Source organism: Metabacillus rhizolycopersici (assembly GCF_020075705.1).
In genome coordinates this window covers 1-21,088 of record NZ_JAIQUM010000008.1, presented here as the reverse complement: position 1 = coordinate 21,088, position 21,088 = coordinate 1, and the positions used below count along the sequence as shown (strand labels likewise).

The 21,088-nt window shown below is 32.6% G+C and carries 15 protein-coding genes and 1 pseudogene; 15 read left to right on the top strand and 1 reads right to left on the bottom strand.

What is annotated here, in order from left to right; translation table 11 throughout:
- Positions 1-127: 127 nt before the first annotated feature.
- The 3 genes from K9V48_RS05450 (at position 128) to K9V48_RS05440 (ending at position 4,171) form a co-directional block, all read left to right on the top strand.
- Positions 128-1,669 carry a lipopolysaccharide biosynthesis protein gene (locus K9V48_RS05450; protein ID WP_224137573.1) on the top strand — a complete coding sequence of 514 codons (1,542 nt, stop codon included), beginning with the start codon at positions 128-130 and terminating at the stop codon, positions 1,667-1,669.
- 205 nt (positions 1,670-1,874) lie between these two features.
- The gene (locus K9V48_RS05445) at positions 1,875-2,963 is read left to right on the top strand and encodes an acyltransferase family protein (protein ID WP_224137571.1); all 1,089 of its coding nucleotides are present in this window, start codon (positions 1,875-1,877) and stop codon (positions 2,961-2,963) included.
- Between the two features lie 305 nt (positions 2,964-3,268).
- Positions 3,269-4,171, top strand: coding sequence for a beta-1,6-N-acetylglucosaminyltransferase (locus tag K9V48_RS05440; protein ID WP_224137569.1), 903 nt, complete (start codon positions 3,269-3,271; stop codon positions 4,169-4,171).
- Between the two features lie 537 nt (positions 4,172-4,708).
- Here K9V48_RS05440 and K9V48_RS05435 read toward each other — a convergent pair.
- Positions 4,709-6,859, bottom strand: a complete 2,151-nt coding sequence (locus K9V48_RS05435; protein ID WP_224137567.1) for a right-handed parallel beta-helix repeat-containing protein — start codon at positions 6,857-6,859, stop codon at positions 4,709-4,711.
- Between the two features lie 418 nt (positions 6,860-7,277).
- Between K9V48_RS05435 and galE the strand changes: the two genes are divergently transcribed.
- The 12 genes and pseudogenes from galE (at position 7,278) to K9V48_RS05375 (ending at position 20,346) form a co-directional block, all read left to right on the top strand.
- On the top strand, positions 7,278-8,327 hold the full coding sequence (galE, locus tag K9V48_RS05430) for a UDP-glucose 4-epimerase GalE (protein WP_224137565.1): 1,050 nt from the start codon (positions 7,278-7,280) through the stop codon (positions 8,325-8,327).
- Between the two features lie 279 nt (positions 8,328-8,606).
- Complete coding sequence (locus K9V48_RS05425; protein ID WP_224137563.1) at positions 8,607-8,960, top strand: DUF5658 family protein; 354 nt, start codon at positions 8,607-8,609, stop codon at positions 8,958-8,960.
- 834 nt (positions 8,961-9,794) lie between these two features.
- The gene (locus K9V48_RS05420; RefSeq protein WP_224137562.1) at positions 9,795-11,738 is read left to right on the top strand and encodes an asparagine synthase-related protein; all 1,944 of its coding nucleotides are present in this window, start codon (positions 9,795-9,797) and stop codon (positions 11,736-11,738) included.
- Positions 11,739-11,742: 4 nt separating this feature from the next.
- Complete coding sequence (locus tag K9V48_RS05415) at positions 11,743-11,868, top strand: paeninodin family lasso peptide (protein WP_224137559.1); 126 nt, start codon at positions 11,743-11,745, stop codon at positions 11,866-11,868.
- A 469-nt stretch (positions 11,869-12,337) separates the two neighbouring features.
- Positions 12,338-14,284, top strand: coding sequence for an asparagine synthase-related protein (locus K9V48_RS05410; RefSeq protein ID WP_224137557.1), 1,947 nt, complete (start codon positions 12,338-12,340; stop codon positions 14,282-14,284).
- A gap of 21 nt (positions 14,285-14,305) precedes the next feature.
- Positions 14,306-14,392 (top strand): annotated as a pseudogene (locus K9V48_RS05405) (paeninodin family lasso peptide); the annotation flags it as partial.
- Positions 14,393-14,556: 164 nt separating this feature from the next.
- A complete protein-coding gene (locus K9V48_RS05400; RefSeq protein WP_438803868.1) occupies positions 14,557-15,513 on the top strand; it encodes an HPr kinase/phosphorylase in 957 nt (318 codons plus the stop codon).
- A complete protein-coding gene (locus tag K9V48_RS05395) occupies positions 15,506-15,802 on the top strand; it encodes a lasso peptide biosynthesis PqqD family chaperone (RefSeq protein WP_224137553.1) in 297 nt (98 codons plus the stop codon). Before K9V48_RS05400 ends, K9V48_RS05395 begins: the two co-directional genes overlap by 8 nt.
- A 74-nt stretch (positions 15,803-15,876) precedes the next feature.
- Positions 15,877-16,308, top strand: a complete 432-nt coding sequence (locus K9V48_RS05390) for a lasso peptide biosynthesis B2 protein (RefSeq protein WP_224137750.1) — start codon at positions 15,877-15,879, stop codon at positions 16,306-16,308.
- A complete protein-coding gene (locus K9V48_RS05385; RefSeq protein WP_224137552.1) occupies positions 16,301-17,503 on the top strand; it encodes a nucleotidyltransferase domain-containing protein in 1,203 nt (400 codons plus the stop codon). The genes K9V48_RS05390 and K9V48_RS05385 overlap by 8 nt, the downstream gene beginning before the upstream one ends.
- The gene (locus K9V48_RS05380; RefSeq protein WP_224137551.1) at positions 17,500-19,299 is read left to right on the top strand and encodes an ABC transporter ATP-binding protein; all 1,800 of its coding nucleotides are present in this window, start codon (positions 17,500-17,502) and stop codon (positions 19,297-19,299) included. Before K9V48_RS05385 ends, K9V48_RS05380 begins: the two co-directional genes overlap by 4 nt.
- A 72-nt stretch (positions 19,300-19,371) precedes the next feature.
- Entirely contained in the window at positions 19,372-20,346 is a 975-nt protein-coding gene (locus tag K9V48_RS05375; protein ID WP_224137549.1) for a metallophosphoesterase, read from the top strand.
- Positions 20,347-21,088 lie beyond the last annotated feature (742 nt).

Sequence of the window (21,088 nt, the reverse complement as noted above, 5' to 3'; positions counted from 1 at the left end):
ACAGAGATACATTATGTGAAAAGTTTAGAAGTAATTTTAAATGAAAATATGTTACTTCTATATCAGAGATAAAATTCATTATACGATTGATTATGTTAAAAGATAGATATGAAAGGTAGTTACAATAATGAAAAGTCAGCTTAAGGCAGGTGCAATATTATCATATTTAGCGTTGTTTATTAGTAGTGCTATATCAATAATTTACACTCCAGTAATGTTAAAACTTCTTGGTCAATCAGAGTATGGCTTATTTAGTTTAGCTACAGCAGCAGTAAGTTACGTTGGAGTGTTAAATTTTGGATTAGGTAATGCAGTAATTAAATACACTGCAAAGTATAAAGTACTTAAGGATGAATTAGAGATTTCAAATTTATACGGACTGTTTTGTATAATGTATGGAATATTAGGAATTCTAGCTTTAGTTTTAGGTACAATCTTAACATTAAATTCACATTTAATTTTTTCGAACTCACTAAGCATAGATGAGATTAATCAACTAAAAATAATAATGGGTATAACCGTAATAAATATATCTTTAGGGATAGGTTTTGGTTTTTTTAGTGTTATTTCGCTGGCACATGAAAAATTTATTTTTCAAAAGGTTTTGGGGATAGTGAGTTCTATTATCAGTCCTATGATAATGTTACCTTTATTATTAATGGGATATGGGTCTATATCTATGGCTGTAGTAACTACTATTCTAAATTTTATAACTATTTTAATAAATATTTTTTATTGCTTTAAAATTTTGAAAATTAAAATAAAGTTCAAAAAATTTGAAACAGTATTATTAAAAGAAATACTAGTGTTTTCTTTTTTTATATTTTTAAATTTAATAATAGATAAAATATATTGGTCAACTGATCAAATTATATTAGGCATTTATAGCGGTACAGTTGCAGTTTCTATATATACAATAGGTGCATCTTTTTCAGGCTATTTTTCTGGTTTTTCAGCGGCAATATCCAATGTGTTTTTAAGTAAAGTTTCAGGAATGGTTGCAAAAGAAGTATCTGATAAAGAAATATCAGATTTATTTATCAGAATAGGAAGACTTCAATATATTGTGATTTCATTTGCTTTAAGTGGGTTTATTGTTTTTGGACATGAATTTATTTTTTTATGGGTTGGAAAGGATTATAACGATTCTTTTATTATAGCAATTTTAATTTTAGTTCCAATGATAGTACCTCTTATACAAGGAATGGGAGGATTAATACTACAAGCAAAAAATATGCAAAAATTTAAAACCATTGTTTATGCTACCGTAGCTATAGCAAATGTTTTTCTCAGCATTATTTTTGTGCAATGGTGGGGTGCTATTGGCGCTGCACTTGCTACTGCTTTAGCATTTACTATTGGAAATATAATTATTATGAATTTTTATTATTGGAAAAAGATAAATATTGATATACTTAAGTTTTGGAAAAATATTATTTATATGAGCATTCCATTTGCAGTAAGTTTAGTGTTTAGAGTAACAATAATTAATATAGTACCTGCTGGAAATTGGAATGTTTTCTTGATAAAAATTATTATATTTATCATAATATATACCTGTATATTGTGGTTTACAGGTATGAATAAATATGAAAAAAATATATTTATTGGACTAGTTAATAATATAATACAGAGATATAAAAAAGGTAGATTTTATAAAGTTAGTTGAGGATATTGATAATAAAAGTAAGTTTATTTAATTAATATTAAGTGTAGAAAAAAATTGTATAAAATTTTATATTTTTGTGTTTCAGAATGTATGCAAAAAATACTGCATATAAAATGCTCTTATAACGTAATATTCTCTGTTAATCTTAGTATTGATGGATGAATTCAGGTAATTAATGTACAAGTCCGAAAGGAGTCCAACTATTTTGGAAATCTCCAAAAAAGATATGAAGGTATTAAAAGGAGTAGCAATATTATTTATGCTACTCCTTCATTTGTTTGGTAGGAAAGAGGTTAATGGATTATATGAGACATTTCCTTTATTTAACGGGGTGCCTTTAATCTATTATTTTGGTGTATTTGGTGATGCATGTGTGCCTATTTATTGTTTTGCAAGTGGTTATGGTTTATATATGGTTATGTGTAAGCATCAGATGTATATCAAAAGGAAGAATTTTCTCCGTGTTTTTAAATTATTGATTAATTATTGGATCATTCTTTTAATATTTGTAATAATTGGTTTCTTTGTTGGAAAGATAGATATTATATTAGGTAGTTTAACAGAATTTCTTCTGAATTTCTTCGTAATATCAAACTCGTATAATGGAGCATGGTGGTTTTTGCAGACGTATATTATTCTTGTTCTATTATCACCAATATTCACTAAATTAATAAAAAAATATAATTCTATTAGCTTATTTATTTTTTCAGGAATTATATATTTCTTGAGTTATGTTCAACGTATAAAACATGTCTTTGACTTTGGAGATAGCACAGTAATAAATTTATTTGTAACTGCTCTAGTATTAGTAGGTACATCACAATTTCCTTTTATTGTAGGTTCTATTTTTGCTAAGGAAAAGATCTATTCAAAACTTTACAGTAAGTACAATCATTTAACCCATAAAAATTTATTTTGTGTACTCGGTATATTTTTATTAGTTATAATTCATGCCATTTATGAGTCAATGTTTATTGCTCCATTAACAGCTATAGCTTTTATATGCTTCTTTAATCTTATGGATAAAACAATCTTCATTCAAAAAGTCTTAACTTTTTTTGGAAATCATTCAACGAATATCTGGTTGACTCATATGTTCTTTTATATAACATTTCTTTCAGAATTAATCTTTGCACCTAGATACCCAGTGTTAATCCTTTTCTGGTTATTACTACTTTGTCTATTTACATCATATATCATTAATTTAATCTACCATCCGATTCTTCAATTTATTGACAAAAAAGTATTTTTAGACCGTAATGATTTAAATATTGTAAGTAATAAAGCAACCTAATTATTAAACCGTGTGTCCTTTCTATTAGTTATTATGATTTTTATATTTTAGTCTAAGTAGTATTAGTTATAAATAACATGTGGAGGACGTAATTATGGTGTAAATTAGCACTTTGGTTAACATCTTTCCCTAGCTATATAAAGGGGTAATTTTCAGGTTGCCTTTGAAAAGAGGTTCTATCTATTAAGAAACACTACTGTAATTTTTTAACGATATTGTTTCTTATTAACAAAGATATAAAATTTCTTGAATTTATTTTATAAATAGAATTTTACAACATATGAAGTAGAGGAGAATATAAGAAAATGAATTCTATTGTTCCACGTACAGCATATATCTTACAAATTCATAAAAACCCTAATCAAGTAAATAAATTTATCAACCAGATTATTACAGAAGAGCAAGCTGATGTATTTATACATATAGATAAACAAAATTATAATGAAATTAATGAAAAAATTTTAAAAAGCCCCAATGTTAAAGTTCTGAAAGAAAGTATAAACGTAAGATGGGGTGATATAAGTCAGATAGATGCTACGGTGCTATTATTAAAGAATGTATTTGATACTCAAAAAAAATATGATTTTGTTTGCTTCAGAAGTGGTCAAGACTTATTAGTGAAAAACGGATTTAAGGAGTATTTATTGAATAATAAAAATAAAATATTTATGACAGCAAGTCATATTAAAAGAAGTAGTTTAGATGCTTCTTTTCTGGATGTTTCTTGGCCAAGGTTGACAAGGAAACAATATAATACGTTTAATCCTTTCAGGATTTTAAGAAGAGTTATCATGGGTTTATATGGTAAAGGATTGAATATATTTCCTAATCCTTATAAATTGCCAGAAAATTTCTCTTTTTATCATGGTTCGCAATGGTTTTGCATTCCAATTGGTGTTGTAAAATATATTATTGAGTTTTTAGATCAGAATAAATGGTATTATCTTGCTTTCGAAAATGCATTGTGTCCAGATGAATGGTTTTTTCAAACTTTAATAATGAATTCGACTTATAAAGATTTAGTAGAAAATAATAATTTGTTATATATAAAATGGGGTGAGACTTTTAAAACCAGAAATCACCCAAAGATTTTAACAATGAATGATATTGATTCAATAGAGAGTTCGAATCAATATTTCGCAAGAAAATTTGATGAAAATGTCGATAAATCTGTATTAGAATATTATACAGATAGAGTCAGGATGTAGGCTATCTTTGTTTAAAGTAATGAAAAGCGTCTATTGACTTACTTAGAACTGAAAACAGAAAATTAGAAGTAAAAAACTTCTGAACTAGCATACATTGCAGTTCACAAGGCGTTTTCGTTTTGTAAGGGCATATTAAAGTAATACCTAAAAGGAAGGCCAATGGATTGTATGATCCGTCTCAAATAATTAACGAAATACCTTAAATTTTTTATCTTGTGATAATTCTGTGATGCATATGTTCCTTGTTATCTTTTTTTAGTGGCTATGAATTAACCCTAATTGTAGAAAAGGAAAAGAAGTTTAACATTTAAAGTAAATTCTTTGCTACTTGAGTCAATCCCATAATTGCTAAATTAGCAGATAAACACGAATAATAGAAAAATAAAATCCGATAACGTTCACTTTTTAGTGAACGTTGATATTAATAATGATTATTACATTCTCTTTTTGCTGTGGAATTATGACTTGTGAAATTGATTCACTTCTCACATTAAATAAAAATAGATTTAGAATTCTTAGTAAACAAAAGATATCCAATTACAATTGATCTTTTACATTATTTGTATATATTATATCTGAATTTATTTTAATATTGTTTTGATCAACAATAGTTGTTTTCGGTATTACTATCGTTGAGCCACTTTTCCTATAAGCACCCTCTATTGTAATGGTTCCTTTCGTGTTAGTATTCGAAGTTTTAGTAGTGAGAATTGTATTATTAGAAAGATTCAAATGATTTTCTGTGAATATTCTTAATGTGTACAAGGAACCAATTGAAATGCCTTTGTCAATAACATGAAAAATATTATTAAAAATCTCCACTCTTGGTATATAAAGAAAGGCAATGCCAGGTCCTCTAGCTTCGTGAGTATATGTTGAGTTTGGTGCATCCCAAATTATTTTGTTATTCTTAAAACTATGTGTAATATAACCTGTTTCATTTGCTAATTTTTCTGTTCCGTTAATGTCGCCACCGTCAAACCTAAATGATTGATTTTTGAAAATTGAATCCTCAACTTTCATAGATTCAGATACCATCATGCGGCTATAATTAGTAGTATTCCCACTATGATTAAATTCGCATTTATTTACAATTAAATTTTTAGTTCCAACGTAATGCCCACCACTTGTTTCTCTTGTTATAAACTTTACATTGGATAATATTACATTTTCACTGGAATTATAAGAAGCAGAAGATGTACCTTTAGATCTTCTAATATCAAATAAAGAATTATAGATCTCTACATTTTTTCCAGAAAATCCAAATGCAGCATTTTTATCTGGGTCATCAAAAGTAAGTTTGCAATTGATAACTTTTGCTGTTTCCCCTCCTAATGAAAGGCTTGATTTAGAGAAAACACAATTTTCTAATGTAGTATTACCAGCTAAGATCGAGACAGATTCCCCAAATACAGAATCATTTCTAAATGTACAAAATGTTCCATCCACTTCAACTCCACTAGTTATAGATCTACCAGAGATTCCACCATAATACATATTATTCAAAGAAAAATAATCGTCTCCACTACCAGAAAAAACAAATAATCCTCTAAATTTATTATTTTCTACATGTACGCCTCTTGTGCTTACACAAACAAATGCTCCTGCTCTATTATCATAGATATTACAGTTTCTAATTGTGATTTTTTGATTCGTCATGTATCCATCTTCAACATCTATTCCATATCCTGGATTGGTACCTGAAGATTTACTCAAAGGATTGCTATTATTATAAATTTCACAACTATCAAATGTTACAAATCTTCCACCATTAATTGATGCACCGAGTCTTCTATTTTTATGTGATTTACAATTTGAAAAATTTATATACTGCGGAATTTTAGCGCACATGACATAATGTAAATTTCCACTCATTAAATCATAGTTCTGTAAGAATGAAAATCTGACTTTTGCTGTACCCACGGGTAATGAATCTAAATAGATAAATTCATAAGAACGAGTATTTCTAAAACCAAGATAGGTATCATCAGATTTGTAAAAATGCACTTTTATTACAGTTTTATTAAGATTACTCCCAGTACCATACCCACCATATCCATCACCAGCGTAATAAAAGTATCCAACAGATTTTACTAAGTTTCCAGTTATATCAAAATATTTAGAAACTGTAGTATAGTTGGTCTTTGTGTTATCGATATTTCCTTGACTATTAATGTCACCCTTTGCAAAATGTGCCGGATGCTGAGCTCCACCTATTGCAGAAAAATCCATTGAAGTTACAAATCCATCTCCAGTGCATTCATATGCTTCACAATCCTTTATTGAAATGTTATAACATGAATTTTTACATTCAATACCATGTCCCCATTCATGAGTGCCACCACTTGAATAATTATGAGTTTCTCTATCACCTTTTACTGTAGCACCTTCAATTGTGACGTTTTTAATTCCATCACAAGTAAGAATAGAATAGACAGTTAGATTATTTGACTCTTTAATGAACAAACAATCATAAAATTTATAATGTGTGTTACTTTGCAGTAATACAGAAGAATTTTTATCAATAAGATACTGACCTTTTGGTAATACAACAGTATAAAGATTATTATCCCTTGCCCATAAGAATGCACTATTAATACCATTCGTCGTATTCAAAGCATCTGTTCCATCATTCTTAATACCCCAGCGATCAAGTTCTACTACATAGGTTGCATTAGAACTAACCATAAAAAATATCATTCCTCCTATTGTTAAATAATATTACGTACTTTATTAAATTCTAGTAATTTTCAAAATGCTTGGACAATATGGTAATAAAACAAATAAGTGCATATTAAAACTAACAATATCTCATTGTTTCATCGGGATTTACAATTTAATATTTTGAAACAGTTGAATAATAATTAGCAGGAGTGTAATATGAAAGTAGGTTCTTTATAAAGAACGATAAACTCTTTTAATCTGACAATATTTTAATCTCATAGGTATAATAGGCTGACTTTATCTAGTTGAAGGTGTATGGAGTAGATATCGATTAAATTCATTCATATGTTACTGCTATGAAATTCTTTATTAAGAATAGTGTCAGATTTTTCCTACTACTCAATCATCAATACTAAAAATTAATCTTTCGGAGGTTAAATCTATGTCAATCCTAATCACAGGCGGAGCAGGTTATATCGGCTCCCACACATGCGTAGAATTATTAAACGCAGGATATGAAATTGTAGTACTTGATAATTTATCTAATAGTAAAGTAGATTCGCTTGATCGTATTAGAGAAATTACCTCAAAGGACTTTAAATTTTATCAAACAGATTTGCTGAACAAAGGTGAATTAGAAACCATTTTTTCTGAAAACCAAATAGAAGCTGTTATCCATTTCGCAGGATTAAAGGCTGTTGGAGAATCAGTTTCGATTCCATTGCATTATTATCACAACAATATTACTGGAACTCTAATCCTTTGTGAAGTAATGGAGCAATTCGGCGTCCATAACATGGTCTTTAGTTCATCAGCAACCGTATATGGAATGCAAGAACAGGTCCCTCTTTCTGAAGAATTACCTCTTCAAGCAACGAATCCATATGGAAGAACAAAGCTGATGATTGAGGAAATATTACGTGATGTATATTTTGCTAATAAAAATTGGAGTGTCGCTTTGTTGCGTTACTTTAATCCGGTAGGAGCTCATTCTAGTGGACGTATCGGTGAAGATCCTAATGGGATTCCCAATAATCTTGTACCGTACATAACTCAAGTAGCTGTAGGGAAATTGTCTGAGCTTAGAGTTTTCGGGAATGATTATGCTACTCATGATGGTACAGGGGTTAGAGATTATATCCATGTCGTCGATCTTGCTGCTGGCCATTTAAAAGCTCTTGAAAAAGTCATGGCTTCGTCGGGTGTAAGTGCCTATAATCTTGGGACGGGTACAGGGTATAGTGTCAAGGATATGATCCATGCTTTTGAAAAAGTGACTGGTAGAACAATCCCTTATCAAATTATTGACCGGAGACCTGGAGATATAGGAATTAGCTATGCAGATCCTTCAAAAGCGGAAAAAGAATTAAACTGGACTGCTTATAAGGGGCTTGAAGAAATGTGTTCAGATTCATGGCGTTGGCAATCGAAGAATCCAAATGGATATGAGGTAGAAGATAAAGAACAACAGGAACTAAGTGTTACACAATAATATGAAATCATTAAATGATTGCTCATTTTTAACTCAATTTATCTAAAAACGAAAATTCAGGACAAAAGATCTAGTGAATAATGTGAAAAACAGTTGCGTTCGTTAAAAATGTATAGTATCGTTCTTTATATAGAATATTTTATAAATTATTTCTCTTCTAAAAAATATAATACACATTATGTTTCCGATAGAGATCTATAGTGTTGGAGATAATTGATTATGCATACTGATTCTTTATTAAGAACTAAAAGAAGAGAACAACATTTTTAACATCGTTTATTGAAAATTTCATTTTTCGGTTATTATCTAGTTTTCATAAATATCATTGATGGGATTTTATCCTATATTGGTTTAAAGCTAGATTTAATTGAAGAGGTTAACATGATTATGAATTGGTTATATGATCAGAACCCAATTTATTTCCTAATGATTAAAATGTTACTTTCTCTTCTATTATATTTGCTTGTTATTTTCAGAAAAATTCCAGCGAACAGTTGGATCTATATGTTGCTGGTATTTGGAGCAGTTGTCTATACAATCATCCTTTTCTTTCATGGGGTGTGGTTGTATGTTGCGTATGCCTCAACAGGGGAGGGAGATTATTGTATAGAAAACAATGCTTACGCTGTATGAACTTATCATACAGTAGTTCTAATCTGGATAAGTGGCAGTGTCCGTATTGTGCAAATGATCTAACAGATTTTAAAGCAAAAGTGGTAAATCATGCGGTGAATTTATCATCAATAGATGAGAAGCTGAATCAGCAAAGAGGATTAGAGACTTACCGACAAATACATAATTCTCTGAGTCAAAGGGTTTAATAGGAAGGTATTGGAGTTTTATTAAATGGGTGCGGCTTTATCAAGAATTAGATTAATATAGTAAAAATGTTGGTGGGCGAGATTACGTAGATTACCTATTATTTCTAGAGTCGCATTTCCAATTTTAAATAAAATTTTTTCTAAAAGTAAAGATATTCACTTTCCTCCGCATATTAATCAAGAATTTGCCGAGCGTACAGGAGTTTTCAAAAAACTTAACGAGTATGGTATAGATCATACTGGATGGTTAAGGGCATCAAATATATATGAGGATAGAACAATATACCTATTTTTAAATATCCATTTTTCGTTCTATACTCCTCAAATTATTTCTTTTTAAAATAGATTTTAAAAAAATCCCTGAAATTTCATTAAAAAGTAAATTAATTTCTTTCACTTACTTTCTTTGTCCGTAGCCAATACTGAAATTCCCTGAAATCCGATATTTTACATGTTTTAATGACTTTAATATTAAAAATTTTACGACAAAATCTCTCATTTTCTTACCATTCGACAAAAAAGTAAGTAATTTAATGTAGAAACTATCAGTCTATAGTTCAGTTTCCTTAATCGTTCTTAAATGAGAACATATATGTAGATAAAACAGACCAAAAGAAACACTTATTCATGCGTAGGAGAGGGAAAGATGAGTGCAATAGTTGGAGTTTACCATTTAAATGATGAACCAATAGATATAGAACAAGGCAGAAATGTAATGAAGGCTTTGCAGAAGTTTCCCGCCGACGAAGTTCGAACATGGCATAAGGAAAATGTTTTTCTTGGTTGCCATGCCCAATGGATTACACCTGAATCAGTTGGAGAGCAATTGCCTTTTTATGATTATGAAAAACAATTGGCGATAACTGCAGATGCGATCATTGACAACCGTCATGAATTATTTGAGAAATTACAAGTCGATTTTTCTCAAAGAAAAGATACACCTGATAGCATGTTAATTTTACTTGCCTATGAAAAATGGGGAGAAGAAGCACCAAAGTATTTAGAAGGTGATTTTGCCTTTATGATTTGGGATGAAAGGCAGCGTCAGTTTTTTGGTGCTAGGGACTTTTCAGGTACTAGAACGCTATATTTTTATAAAAATGAGCAGAAATTTGCCTTCAGTACATTAATCGAACCGCTTTTTTCTTTACCTTATATTGATAAAACACTTAATGAGCAGTGGCTTGCTGAGTTTATTGCTATCCCTGTTACGACGGACTCAGTATCAATTAATGAAACTGTTTATAAAAATATTAAACAGATTCCTCCCTCTCATACGATGAAAGTCGCAAATGGTAGAGTTGAGTTTTCTAGATATTCTAACTTGATTGCAGGAGAAAAGCTAAAGTTAAAATCAAATCTAGAATATGAAGAGGCCTTCCATGAGGTGTTTCAAAAAGCGGTAACTGCAAGGATGCGTACTCGTAAACAAGTTGGAGCGCACTTAAGCGGCGGTTTGGATTCTGGTTCTGTGGTTAGTTTTGCAGCAAAATCTCTGCAAGATAGGAACAAAGAAATACAAACTTATAGTTATGTTCCTGTTGATGACTTTGTAGATTGGACACACAGATATAGGGTTGCGAATGAGCGTCCGTTAATTGAATCAACTGTTAACTATGTTGGTAATATCTCTAATCAGTATTTGAGTTTTCCAGAAATGAGTCCCTTTTCAGAAATAGATAACTGGATTGAAACGATGGAAATGCCCTATAAATTTTTTGAAAATGCTTTCTGGCTCAAGGGAATTTATGAGCAAGCTGATCAAGATGGGGTTGGCATCCTTTTAAACGGTCAAAGAGGTAATTGGACAATCTCTTGGGGGCATCCGCTAGATTATTATGCAATCCTTTTGAAACGGCTTAATTTCCTGCGTTTATATCGAGAGGTAAATTTATATAGTAAAAACATTGGAGTCAAAAAATCCCGAACGATGAAATTCGTAAGCAAAAAAGCATTTCCTGCGATTTCGCGTCTGTTTACACCTAAAGAACAATACCATTTTCCTGAATGGATTAATCCTGAATTTGCAAGGAGGACAAATGTATTCGAAAGGCTTGAAGAACATGGGATTGATATAATAGGTGCTTCTGTTACTGATGTCTATCAAATTAGAAAAAATCAGTTTAATCGACTGCATTTCTGGGGGTTAAATGGCACGATCGGAACAAAATTATCTCTTCGTCATTCCTTATGGGAACGTGATCCTACGAACGATATAAATGTCATTCAATTTTGTTTATCAGTTCCAGAGGATCAATATGTTCAAAATGGTATTGATCGAGCGCTCATTCGGCGATCAACTAAAAATTTATTACCAGATAATATAAGACTGAACCAACGATCTAGAGGAATTCAAGGCGCTGATGGTGTTCATCGTATGAAATATTCTTGGCAACCATTTATTGAAGAATGTCAACGGCTTTCAACGGATGATATTATCTCTGATTTCATAGACGTGAATGTGATTAAAGATTCAATAGAAAAGATTAAGAACCAACCTAAGTCTGAATATGTATTCGATTTTGAATTTAGGATTTTAATGCGCAGTTTAATTCTTTATCGATTCCTAAAAAAAATTGAAGGGAGGTGAGTTTATGAAAAAAGAGTGGAAAACACCAGAGTTAGAAGTGCTAAATATCAATATGACTATGGCTGGTCCTGGAATTAAAACTCCAGATGCAGTACAACCGGATATTGATGAAACTATTCATCATAGCTAATTATTTACATGTATTTCAAACGCCCTTATACAATCTTTGTATAAGGGCTATAACAATGATAAATTGCTTTTGCAAAAAATAAGATAGCGAATCGTTTCTTAGTTAGCAGATTGATCTAAATTTACGATGCTAAGATGCTTTGCTGGATTAATAGAAAGGTCCACAAATTATACATCCACTTACACATTTTATCTCTTCATTTCTACTCCTATCAAACTTCGAATCACTAGAATTTTTAAAGATATGATATGTAATTTCAGTTCGTAACTAGACACTGGTTTGTTCTTTTTAGAGATTGACACTAATTTTAAAAGATGGTATTTTTGACTTAGGGATGTTCTTTATAAAGAATATTGTTCAATGATTAATCTAGTGCAATTTGATTATAAGTACACGCGTTTGTTCTTTATAATGAATTTATAATTAACTCTGTTTATCAACAACAAAAGGTAATTGGCTGGAGGATCAAATGAGTGCAATAGTAGGGATTACAAATTCAAATCAAGAGCCAATAGACCTTGATCATATGAAAAACTTGATGAATGCATTTAACCATTATCCTGCAGATGATCGTAAATCATGGCAAAAAGATCGTGTGTTCTTAGGCTGCCATGCTCAATGGATTACTCCAGAATCAATAGGTGAAAAGATACCTTACTATGATTATGGCAGACAATTAACCATTACTTCTGATGCGATCATCGATAACCGCAATGAATTATTTGATCGATTACAGGTGGATCAATCACAAAGGAAATCTATGTCCGATAGTCAATTAATTTTACTCGCGTACTCAAAATGGGGAGAAGACGTTCCAAAGCATCTAATCGGTGATTTCGCTTTTATGATTTGGGATGAAAAAAAGCGAAAACTCTTTGGCGCTCGAGATTTTTCAGGGGCTCGGACCCTTTACTATTACAGTGATCAAAATCGTTTTGCATTTTCTACAACTATCGAACCATTATTTACATTACCCTATATTGAAAAAAGTCTAAATGAGGAGTGGTTAGCCGAATTCTTAGCGATACCAGGCATGGTTGAAGCGGCTGATATGACAACAACAGTATATAAGTCTATCAAACAACTTCCACCCTCACATAGTATCACAATCGAACAGAATAAGTTTTCCATTTCAAGGTATGACACAATTGATCATTCTAACAAAATAAAACTCAATTCTAATGAAGAATATGAAGAAGCCTTTCAAGAGGTTTTTCAAGCAGCTGTGACATCTAGACTTCGTACTCATGGAGAAGTAGGTTCACAATTGAGTGGAGGTTTAGATTCAGGAACAGTTGTTAGCTTTGCTGCTAGATCATTACAAGAAGATAATAAACGATTACATACCTTTAGTTATATCCCTGAAGATGATTTTATTGATTGGACTCCTAGATCTTATCTACCAGATGAAAGGCCATTTATAAAAGAAACGGTAGAATATGTTGGAAATATTTCAGACAACTATTTGGATTTCAAAGGTAGAAATTCCTTATCTGAAATCGATGACTTACTTGAGATTATGGAAATGCCTTATAAATTCTTTGAAAATTCATTTTGGCTTAAAGGAATAAATGAAACTGCTCAAAAGCAAGGAATTAAAATCCTTTTAAATGGAGCGAGAGGAAATCATTCGATCTCTTTCGGTTCATGGAATTTAACAATCAACTATTATACGACACTATTAAAACAGTTACGGTGGATTCATCTTTATCGCGAACTGGATTTATATTGCTTTCATTATCGAACAGGAAAAAAAGCTATGCTTCCAATCATCTTAAAAAAAGCTTTTCCACAGATAACGAATTTAATAGAAAAGAATGAGCAGATTCAATATGAAGCTCCAATGTTAATCAATCCATTATTAGCTCAGAAAACAAACATTTTTACAAAACTTCAAGAGTCCGGATTAGATATGAGTGGTTATATTGAAAACGAATTTGAATTTAGAAGAAATCATTTTACACAGCTCTACTCTTGGAATAAAACAGGAACGATTGGAACGAAATTATCGTTGAGATACTCTCTTTGGGACCGTGATCCAACAAATGATTTACGTGTCATACGATTTTGCTTAGCTATACCTGAAGAGCAATACGTTCAAGGAGGGATAGAACGGTCGTTAATAAGACGCGCAACAAAAGGGATACTTCCAGAAAATGTTAGATTAAATCAAAAAATTCGCGGAATACAAGCAGCAGATGTGATTCATCGAATGTCATCAAGTTGGGGAGTTTTTATAGAGGAATTACAACAGTTAACGAATGATTCTAAAGTTGCAGATCTATTAAATATAAAATCGATAAAAGACGCGATTTCAAGAATTGGAAAGGAACCTCGACCTGAATTTGTTTTTGATGATGATTTTAGATTATTAACACGCAGTTTAATCGTATACAGGTTTTTAAGTAAGTTCTGATGGAAGAAAGGGGGTGAGAATGTGAAAAAAAGTTGGAAAACTCCAGTATTGGAAGTCCTTGATATTAATTTAACAATGGGTGGACCTGGAAATGCCATACCGGATAGCTATTGTACGAATAATCAAAATCATGAAACTCATGACGGCATGTCAAATAATAGTTGCAAGAAACCTAGTTTAGGTGGTCTCGACAGTTAACTTTTAGTATTTTGTATGAAGTAGCCCTTATACCTTAAACAAGTATAAGGGGCTAATTAATTGATCTATTTGTTATGGGGGAAAGTCGGTTGAAAACATATATTGCCAACAAACATCGCTTCAAAGCTTTTGGATTAAATGTATTAAGTGAAATTTATTTACCGGAATTACCTCAATCCCATTTTGAAGGTGATGTCGCGGATATACTCATCAAAAAAGCAGATCTTTCTTTATTATGGGAAGAACTAGCTGGTGAAAACAAATATTTTGTTATTAATAAAGATTTAATCATGTTTCGACTACCTGACATGGCGATTTATTTGATTCAAAAAGGAAACGAAATCTATTATTCTCCAATCGGCAATGCGAATGAAGATCAAATCCGTCTCTATCTCCTTGGAACCTGTATGGGTGCACTCTTAATGCAAAGGATGATTCTTCCATTACACGGAAGTGCATTAGAAATTGATGGTAAAGCGTACGCAATTGTAGGTGATTCAGGTGCAGGCAAATCAACTCTTGCTTCTGCCTTTTTAAAGTTGGGATACCAACTCATTAGTGATGATGTCATACCGGTCACTCTTAATGAAGAAAATATCCCAATGGTAACACCAGCTTATCCACAACAAAAGTTATGGATAGAAAGCTTAAATCAATTTGGAATAGAATCTATTGACTATAAGCCAATCTTCAATAGAGAAACCAAATTTGCGATTCCAGTTTCAAATCAATTTGCTTCCAAGCCACTGCCACTTGCAGGTGTATTTGAACTAGTGAAAACAGAAGATGCCGAGATTGAATTAAACCCTGTTCAAAAGTTACAGCGATTAAACACATTATTTAATCATACGTATCGTAATTTCTTCATTTCTCCATTAGGCTTAATGGATTGGCATTTTAGCACAACTGCAAAAATATGTGAACATATCGATATTTATCAATTGCGGCGCCCGATATCTCGATTTACAGCACATGAGTTAACAGATTTGATTTTAGCTTCATTAAATAAGGAGGAAAAAGTATATGGTTAAAACACTACATATTTCAACAGGGCACATTGTTACTCAAGGTGAAGGAAATATCGTAAGTGATATGGATGGGGAAAAAGTGATGTTAAGTATTGAAAATGGAAAGTACTACAATTTGGGCGAAATGGGTGGTGTAATATGGGACCTAATAAAAATACCTACCTCAATCAATCAATTGGTCAATACTTTACTCTCTCAATACGAGGTCAAGAAAAGTGAATGTGAGGAACAGGTCATGACCTTTTTAAACATGTTACATGACGAAGGGTTAATTAAGGTTGAAGAAGCGTAATTTTGTTAAACAGCTAGTTTATTTTTCTTAAAGGGGAAAGTGAGATCTTGAATAAATTAAGGATTTTTTTAGTGATGGATTGGAAATCGAAGTGGCTTTTACTGGAATCGTTTTTCTATTTAGGTCTTGGTCGATATCTTAAAAGTATCCCATTTTCTAAAGTGGCACCTACATTAGGGCAGCATATGGAAGAAACGACGTTTGATTCATCGGCTTCGAATCGGAAAGTCTTAGCCAGTGTCTCGCAAGCTGTCCATATCATGAGTAGGTATACGATTTGGGAAAGCCAGTGCCTTGTGAAAGCCATTGCGGCAATGAAAATGTTAGAAAAGCGCCAAATTGAAAGCACTCTTTATTTAGGAACAGCTAGAGATGAGTCTGGTGAATTAATTGCCCATGCTTGGTTGCGCAGTGGACCTTATTATATAACGGGCTATGAAGAAATGGCGAGGTTTACGGTTGTCGGGAAATTTGCTAAGAAAATTGGAGGAAATCACAATGGTTGACCAATTCAATCTTAATCTAGCAAATGTACCTAGGGAATTAAGGTTAATTCTTGAATTGCTAAAGAAAGATAACCGTGAATTTATTGAAGCGAATAGCTCAGAACTAGTTGTTGGCATAGATTGGGATCTCTTTATTAAGCAAGCAATTCATCATCGGGTGTATCCTGTACTACATACTAAATGTAAAGAAATCAGCGGAAATCTAATTCCTCCAAACGTCATTCAAAAGCTATCACTAGAGTATAAGCGTAATACATTTAACATGTTGCAATTAAGTGCCGAAATGGAGCGAGTTAGTAAAATTTTCACAGAGAATCATATCCGTCTTCTTTTCCTAAAGGGACCAGTGATTGCTCATGACTTGTATGGTGATATTTCTCAGCGGACATCTAGTGATTTAGATTTTCTAATTCCAATTAATGAGCTCGAAAAAGCAGAGGAAATCATTGAAAACCTTGGTTATGAAAAGGACGATTATTTTACATCAGTGCTAAACGATTGGAAATGGCGACATCATCATGTGACGTATTTCCATCCTCAAAAACGAATGAAACTTGAAATTCATTGGAAACTAAATCCTGGTCTGGGGTTTGAACCTAGTTTCGAAGAATTGTGGTCACGAAAACGGAAAAGTAATCTCACAACAAATCCAGTATATTTGTTAGGGAAAGAAGACTTATTTTTCTTCCTCGCTTCACATGGGGCTCGTCATGGTTGGTCAAGACTTCGCTGGTTGTTAGATATTCACCAAATGACAGGGCAAGACATCGATTGGGGAAAGACGAACATGTTATTAAAAGTCTATCATTCTCATCGCGTTGGGGCACAGGCACTTGTCTTATCGACAAAGCTGTTACATTCAAAAATATCAGATACGATGGAGCCGATACTTGATAACAAGCATTCTTTCAGATTGGCACAGGATGCGATTTTTTATTTTGAACGTATGGTTAATTTACATACAGATCCTGTTCTTGAAGATATATCTAAGTATCATGCACGTCATTTAGTATCACTAATGTCCTCGAGGCAAAAAGTACTGTTTGTATTAAGTTGTTTACATCCATTACCAGAGGATGCCGAGACATTGCCATTACCAAAACTGCTGCACTTTTTATATTTTCCGTTACGTCCGTTTATTTGGGCTTTGAGAAAGAAGAAGAAGCACTCATACCCTAGGGGGAACGAATCTTGACACACGTAATTTACTTTTTAAAGCAGATCCATTCGTATGCTGGAAATAAGCTTTATATAAATTTACTAGCAATGATATTTATCAGTTTGCTAGATGGCATTGGAATTTTATTGTTAATTCCAATGATAAGTATGAGCGGGATTGTGAACCTAGATGCAGGTGATACACCTGTTTCTGGAATTTTTTCTTTTTTACAAGACATTCCAAATACATTAGGCTTACCTATCATTCTAGCCATTTATGTGTTAATCGTTATTGGGCAAAATGTAATCCAACGCCAAATTACCATTCAAAATACTAAGATTCAACATGGTTTTTTCCGTCACTTACGTGTAGAAACGTATGGATCTTTGTTGCATGCAAATTGGGATTTCTTCATAAGACATCGAAAATCAGATCTTATTAATTTATTAACAGCAGAGATTGCTCGTTCGAGTGCAGGAACACATTCATTTTTGCAATTTATGGCCTCACTTATCTTTACCTTCATTCAAATTGGTCTTGCCTTTTGGTTGTCACCGAATATAACGGTTTTCGTTTTACTTTGTGGTTTAGTTCTTATCTTTTTTAATCGTAAGTTTTTAAAAAGATCCTTTGCACTGGGGAATCGAAATTACACGTTAGGAAGAGATTACCTAGCAGGTGTAACCGATCAAATTAATGGGATTAAAGATATAAAAAGTAATACGTTAGAACAGTCAAGAATGGACTGGTTTCGTACAATTACCAAAGGGATGCAGGATGAACAAATTGAATATACGAATTTGAAAACGACTTCACAAATGTATTATAAGATAGCTTCTGCGGTATTAATTGCTGCGTTTATCTTTATTGCGGTAAATATGTTTAATGCTCAGTCTGGTCAGTTGATGCTAATCATCATTATTTTTTCGAGATTATGGCCAAGAGTTGCTGGTATTCAAGGTTCGTTGGAGCAAATTGCCACAACACTCCCATCATTCAAAGCGGTGAAGGCTTTGCAAGACGAATGTAGAAATGCACAGGAATTTACTCTGGAGGAAAACGATGAGTTACATCCAATTCAAATTACCCAGGAAATTGAATGTCAAAATGTGTTCTTTCGTTATAATCAACAAGGTTCGGCTTCATATGCTTTAGAGGATATTAATCTTGTGATACCTGCTAATAAAATGACTGCTTTTGTCGGTCGATCTGGAGCGGGAAAAAGCACATTAATCGATTTATTAATGGGGCTAAACCAACCGGAAAAAGGGCAAGTATTAATTGATGGAAAACCGATTACGAGTGAAAATCTATTATCTTTGCGCAGGGCAATTAGTTATGTCCCACAAGATCCGTTTCTCTTTAACGCGAGTATAAGGGAAAATCTGAAATTAGTTGTCCCAGAGGCTACAGAAGAACAAATGTGGGAGGCTTTGGACTTTTCATCTGCGGCAGAGTTTGTTGAAAAGCTTCCGCAAGGTTTAGATACACTTATTGGAGATAGAGGAATCCGACTTTCTGGAGGAGAACGGCAACGAATTGTTCTGGCACGAGCAATCTTACGGAACCCGTCAATTCTTGTTCTCGATGAAGCGACAAGCGCACTAGACACAGAAAATGAGGCGAAGATCCAGCAAGCGATCGATCGACTTAAGGGAAGGATGACCATTGTTGTGATTGCCCATCGCTTATCAACGATACGTAATGCGGATCAAGTTGTTGTACTGGATCAGGGGATGATTATTCAAAAAGGGGAATTCGGTCAGCTTGCAAAAGATAAACGAAGTGTCTTTGGGCATTTATTAAGTAATCAAATGGAAGTAAGCTTATAACACTCACTATGTGTATTGGTGGGTGTTTTCTTTTAAGTAAATAGTTTGCACAAAACATATGGAGAGATGTTAATGAGAAAAGCAGGGGGTAGAGTTTTGGTAGGGCTTTTGTTATTTCTTGTTGTCCTCATCATTTACACAATTTGGGACAATAACCGAATAAAAGTGGTAGAGCAAGATATCGCGATTAACAATTTACCGGATGAGGTAGACGGATTTAAAATCTTACAAGTAACCGATTTGCATGAAAAACAATTTGGAGAAAATCAGGGAAAATTAATCGAGAAAATTAATGCAATTGACTATGATGTCATTGTCTTTACTGGTGATATGCTAATTAGTGGAACTAGTAATAATTATGCACCTATTTATTCTTTATTAGAAGGTATCGATAACAAGGAACATGCATTATTTGTTCCGGGTAATTCGGATCCGAGAACTTATGTGTATGACGAGGATATGAATTTGAAAAAACATGAATTTATCGAGGGGATGGAAAAAAGAGGTGTAAAGCTGCTAGAATCAATTCGTACAGTTGAAACGGAATCTACTGACATCCATTTTGTTGATTTTGAATTATCTATTTTGGATCCTCAAAAGCAGGCGGCAATACCAACTAATGCTAGGATAGCGAAATACGTGCAACATCGGAATCAATTGCGAAATGAAATGTCAAAACTAGATGCAGCAAATGATTCGGATGTCGTCATCGCATTAAATCACTATCCAATCGTTGATGCTCGAATTGACCAAATAATGAATAATCCTGCTAATCTATTTAGAAAATATGATTTAATCATGGCGGGGCATTACCACGGTGGACAAATTAGACTACCATTTATCGGTGCACTGTTTGTTCCAGAACCATATTATGAAAACGGTGGACTTTTCCCGCCACAAGACAGAGTGAAGGGGTTATGGGAGTACAAGCAAACGAAACAATATGTAAGTGCTGGTTTAGGGAGCAGTAAAACGATTTCCTTTTTAAAGTTCCGCTTGTTTAACACGCCCGAAATTAACGTCTTAAAATTGAAAAGGAAAGAGTAATGATTTAATTTTGTTGTGATTAATCATCAGATGTTTCAGCAAAAGATATTCTTCTACCGTTAATATAATTTGAATTTACAAAAAATCCCTTTCGGTGAAAAGAAATTTTTGATTAAGCTATAGATAACTGAATTTTGGCTATAGGAAAGCAGAACTACCGCATTTTAAGGTTTCTCGTTTAACATTTCTATTGTTTGTCCATGTTCTGAAGCATATGATAGACAATGGTAAGCATTCGGTGTCCGATGGCAACGAGTGCTTTTTGCTATTAAAACAGCTAGTCAAGATGCAATCAAGATCAAGTAAGAGTTATTATGAAGAATATAGGAATCAGCTTAGAAGAAATCGTAAATGAAGTATTAGCGCTCTAGATCGGAAGGTTCTTTAGTATTACTGATTTTTAAGGAGTAGTAGCTCTCGGGAAGCGATAACGACAACTCAACAACAAACGATATTGCTAAAAATGTGAACATGGTCAATAAAGGTCTCGGTCAGCTAATCCTTTTAACTATTGAAGCTGCAAAGCACCTACTTATCAAATGTTCAGTAAGATTTCAAACTGAATAAGTCATGTTCTTTTTGGCTGTTTTAGTAAACTTTGTTGTTTTAAACTTGCTTGATTTCTAATTCAACTTTTCGAAATGATGTATCGTCCATAATCATGATTTATTGTCAGAACTTGAGATTTTTTGTCCAAGCTCAAGGTTTTATTGTCTGGTTTTGAATTTTATTGTCCGAAATC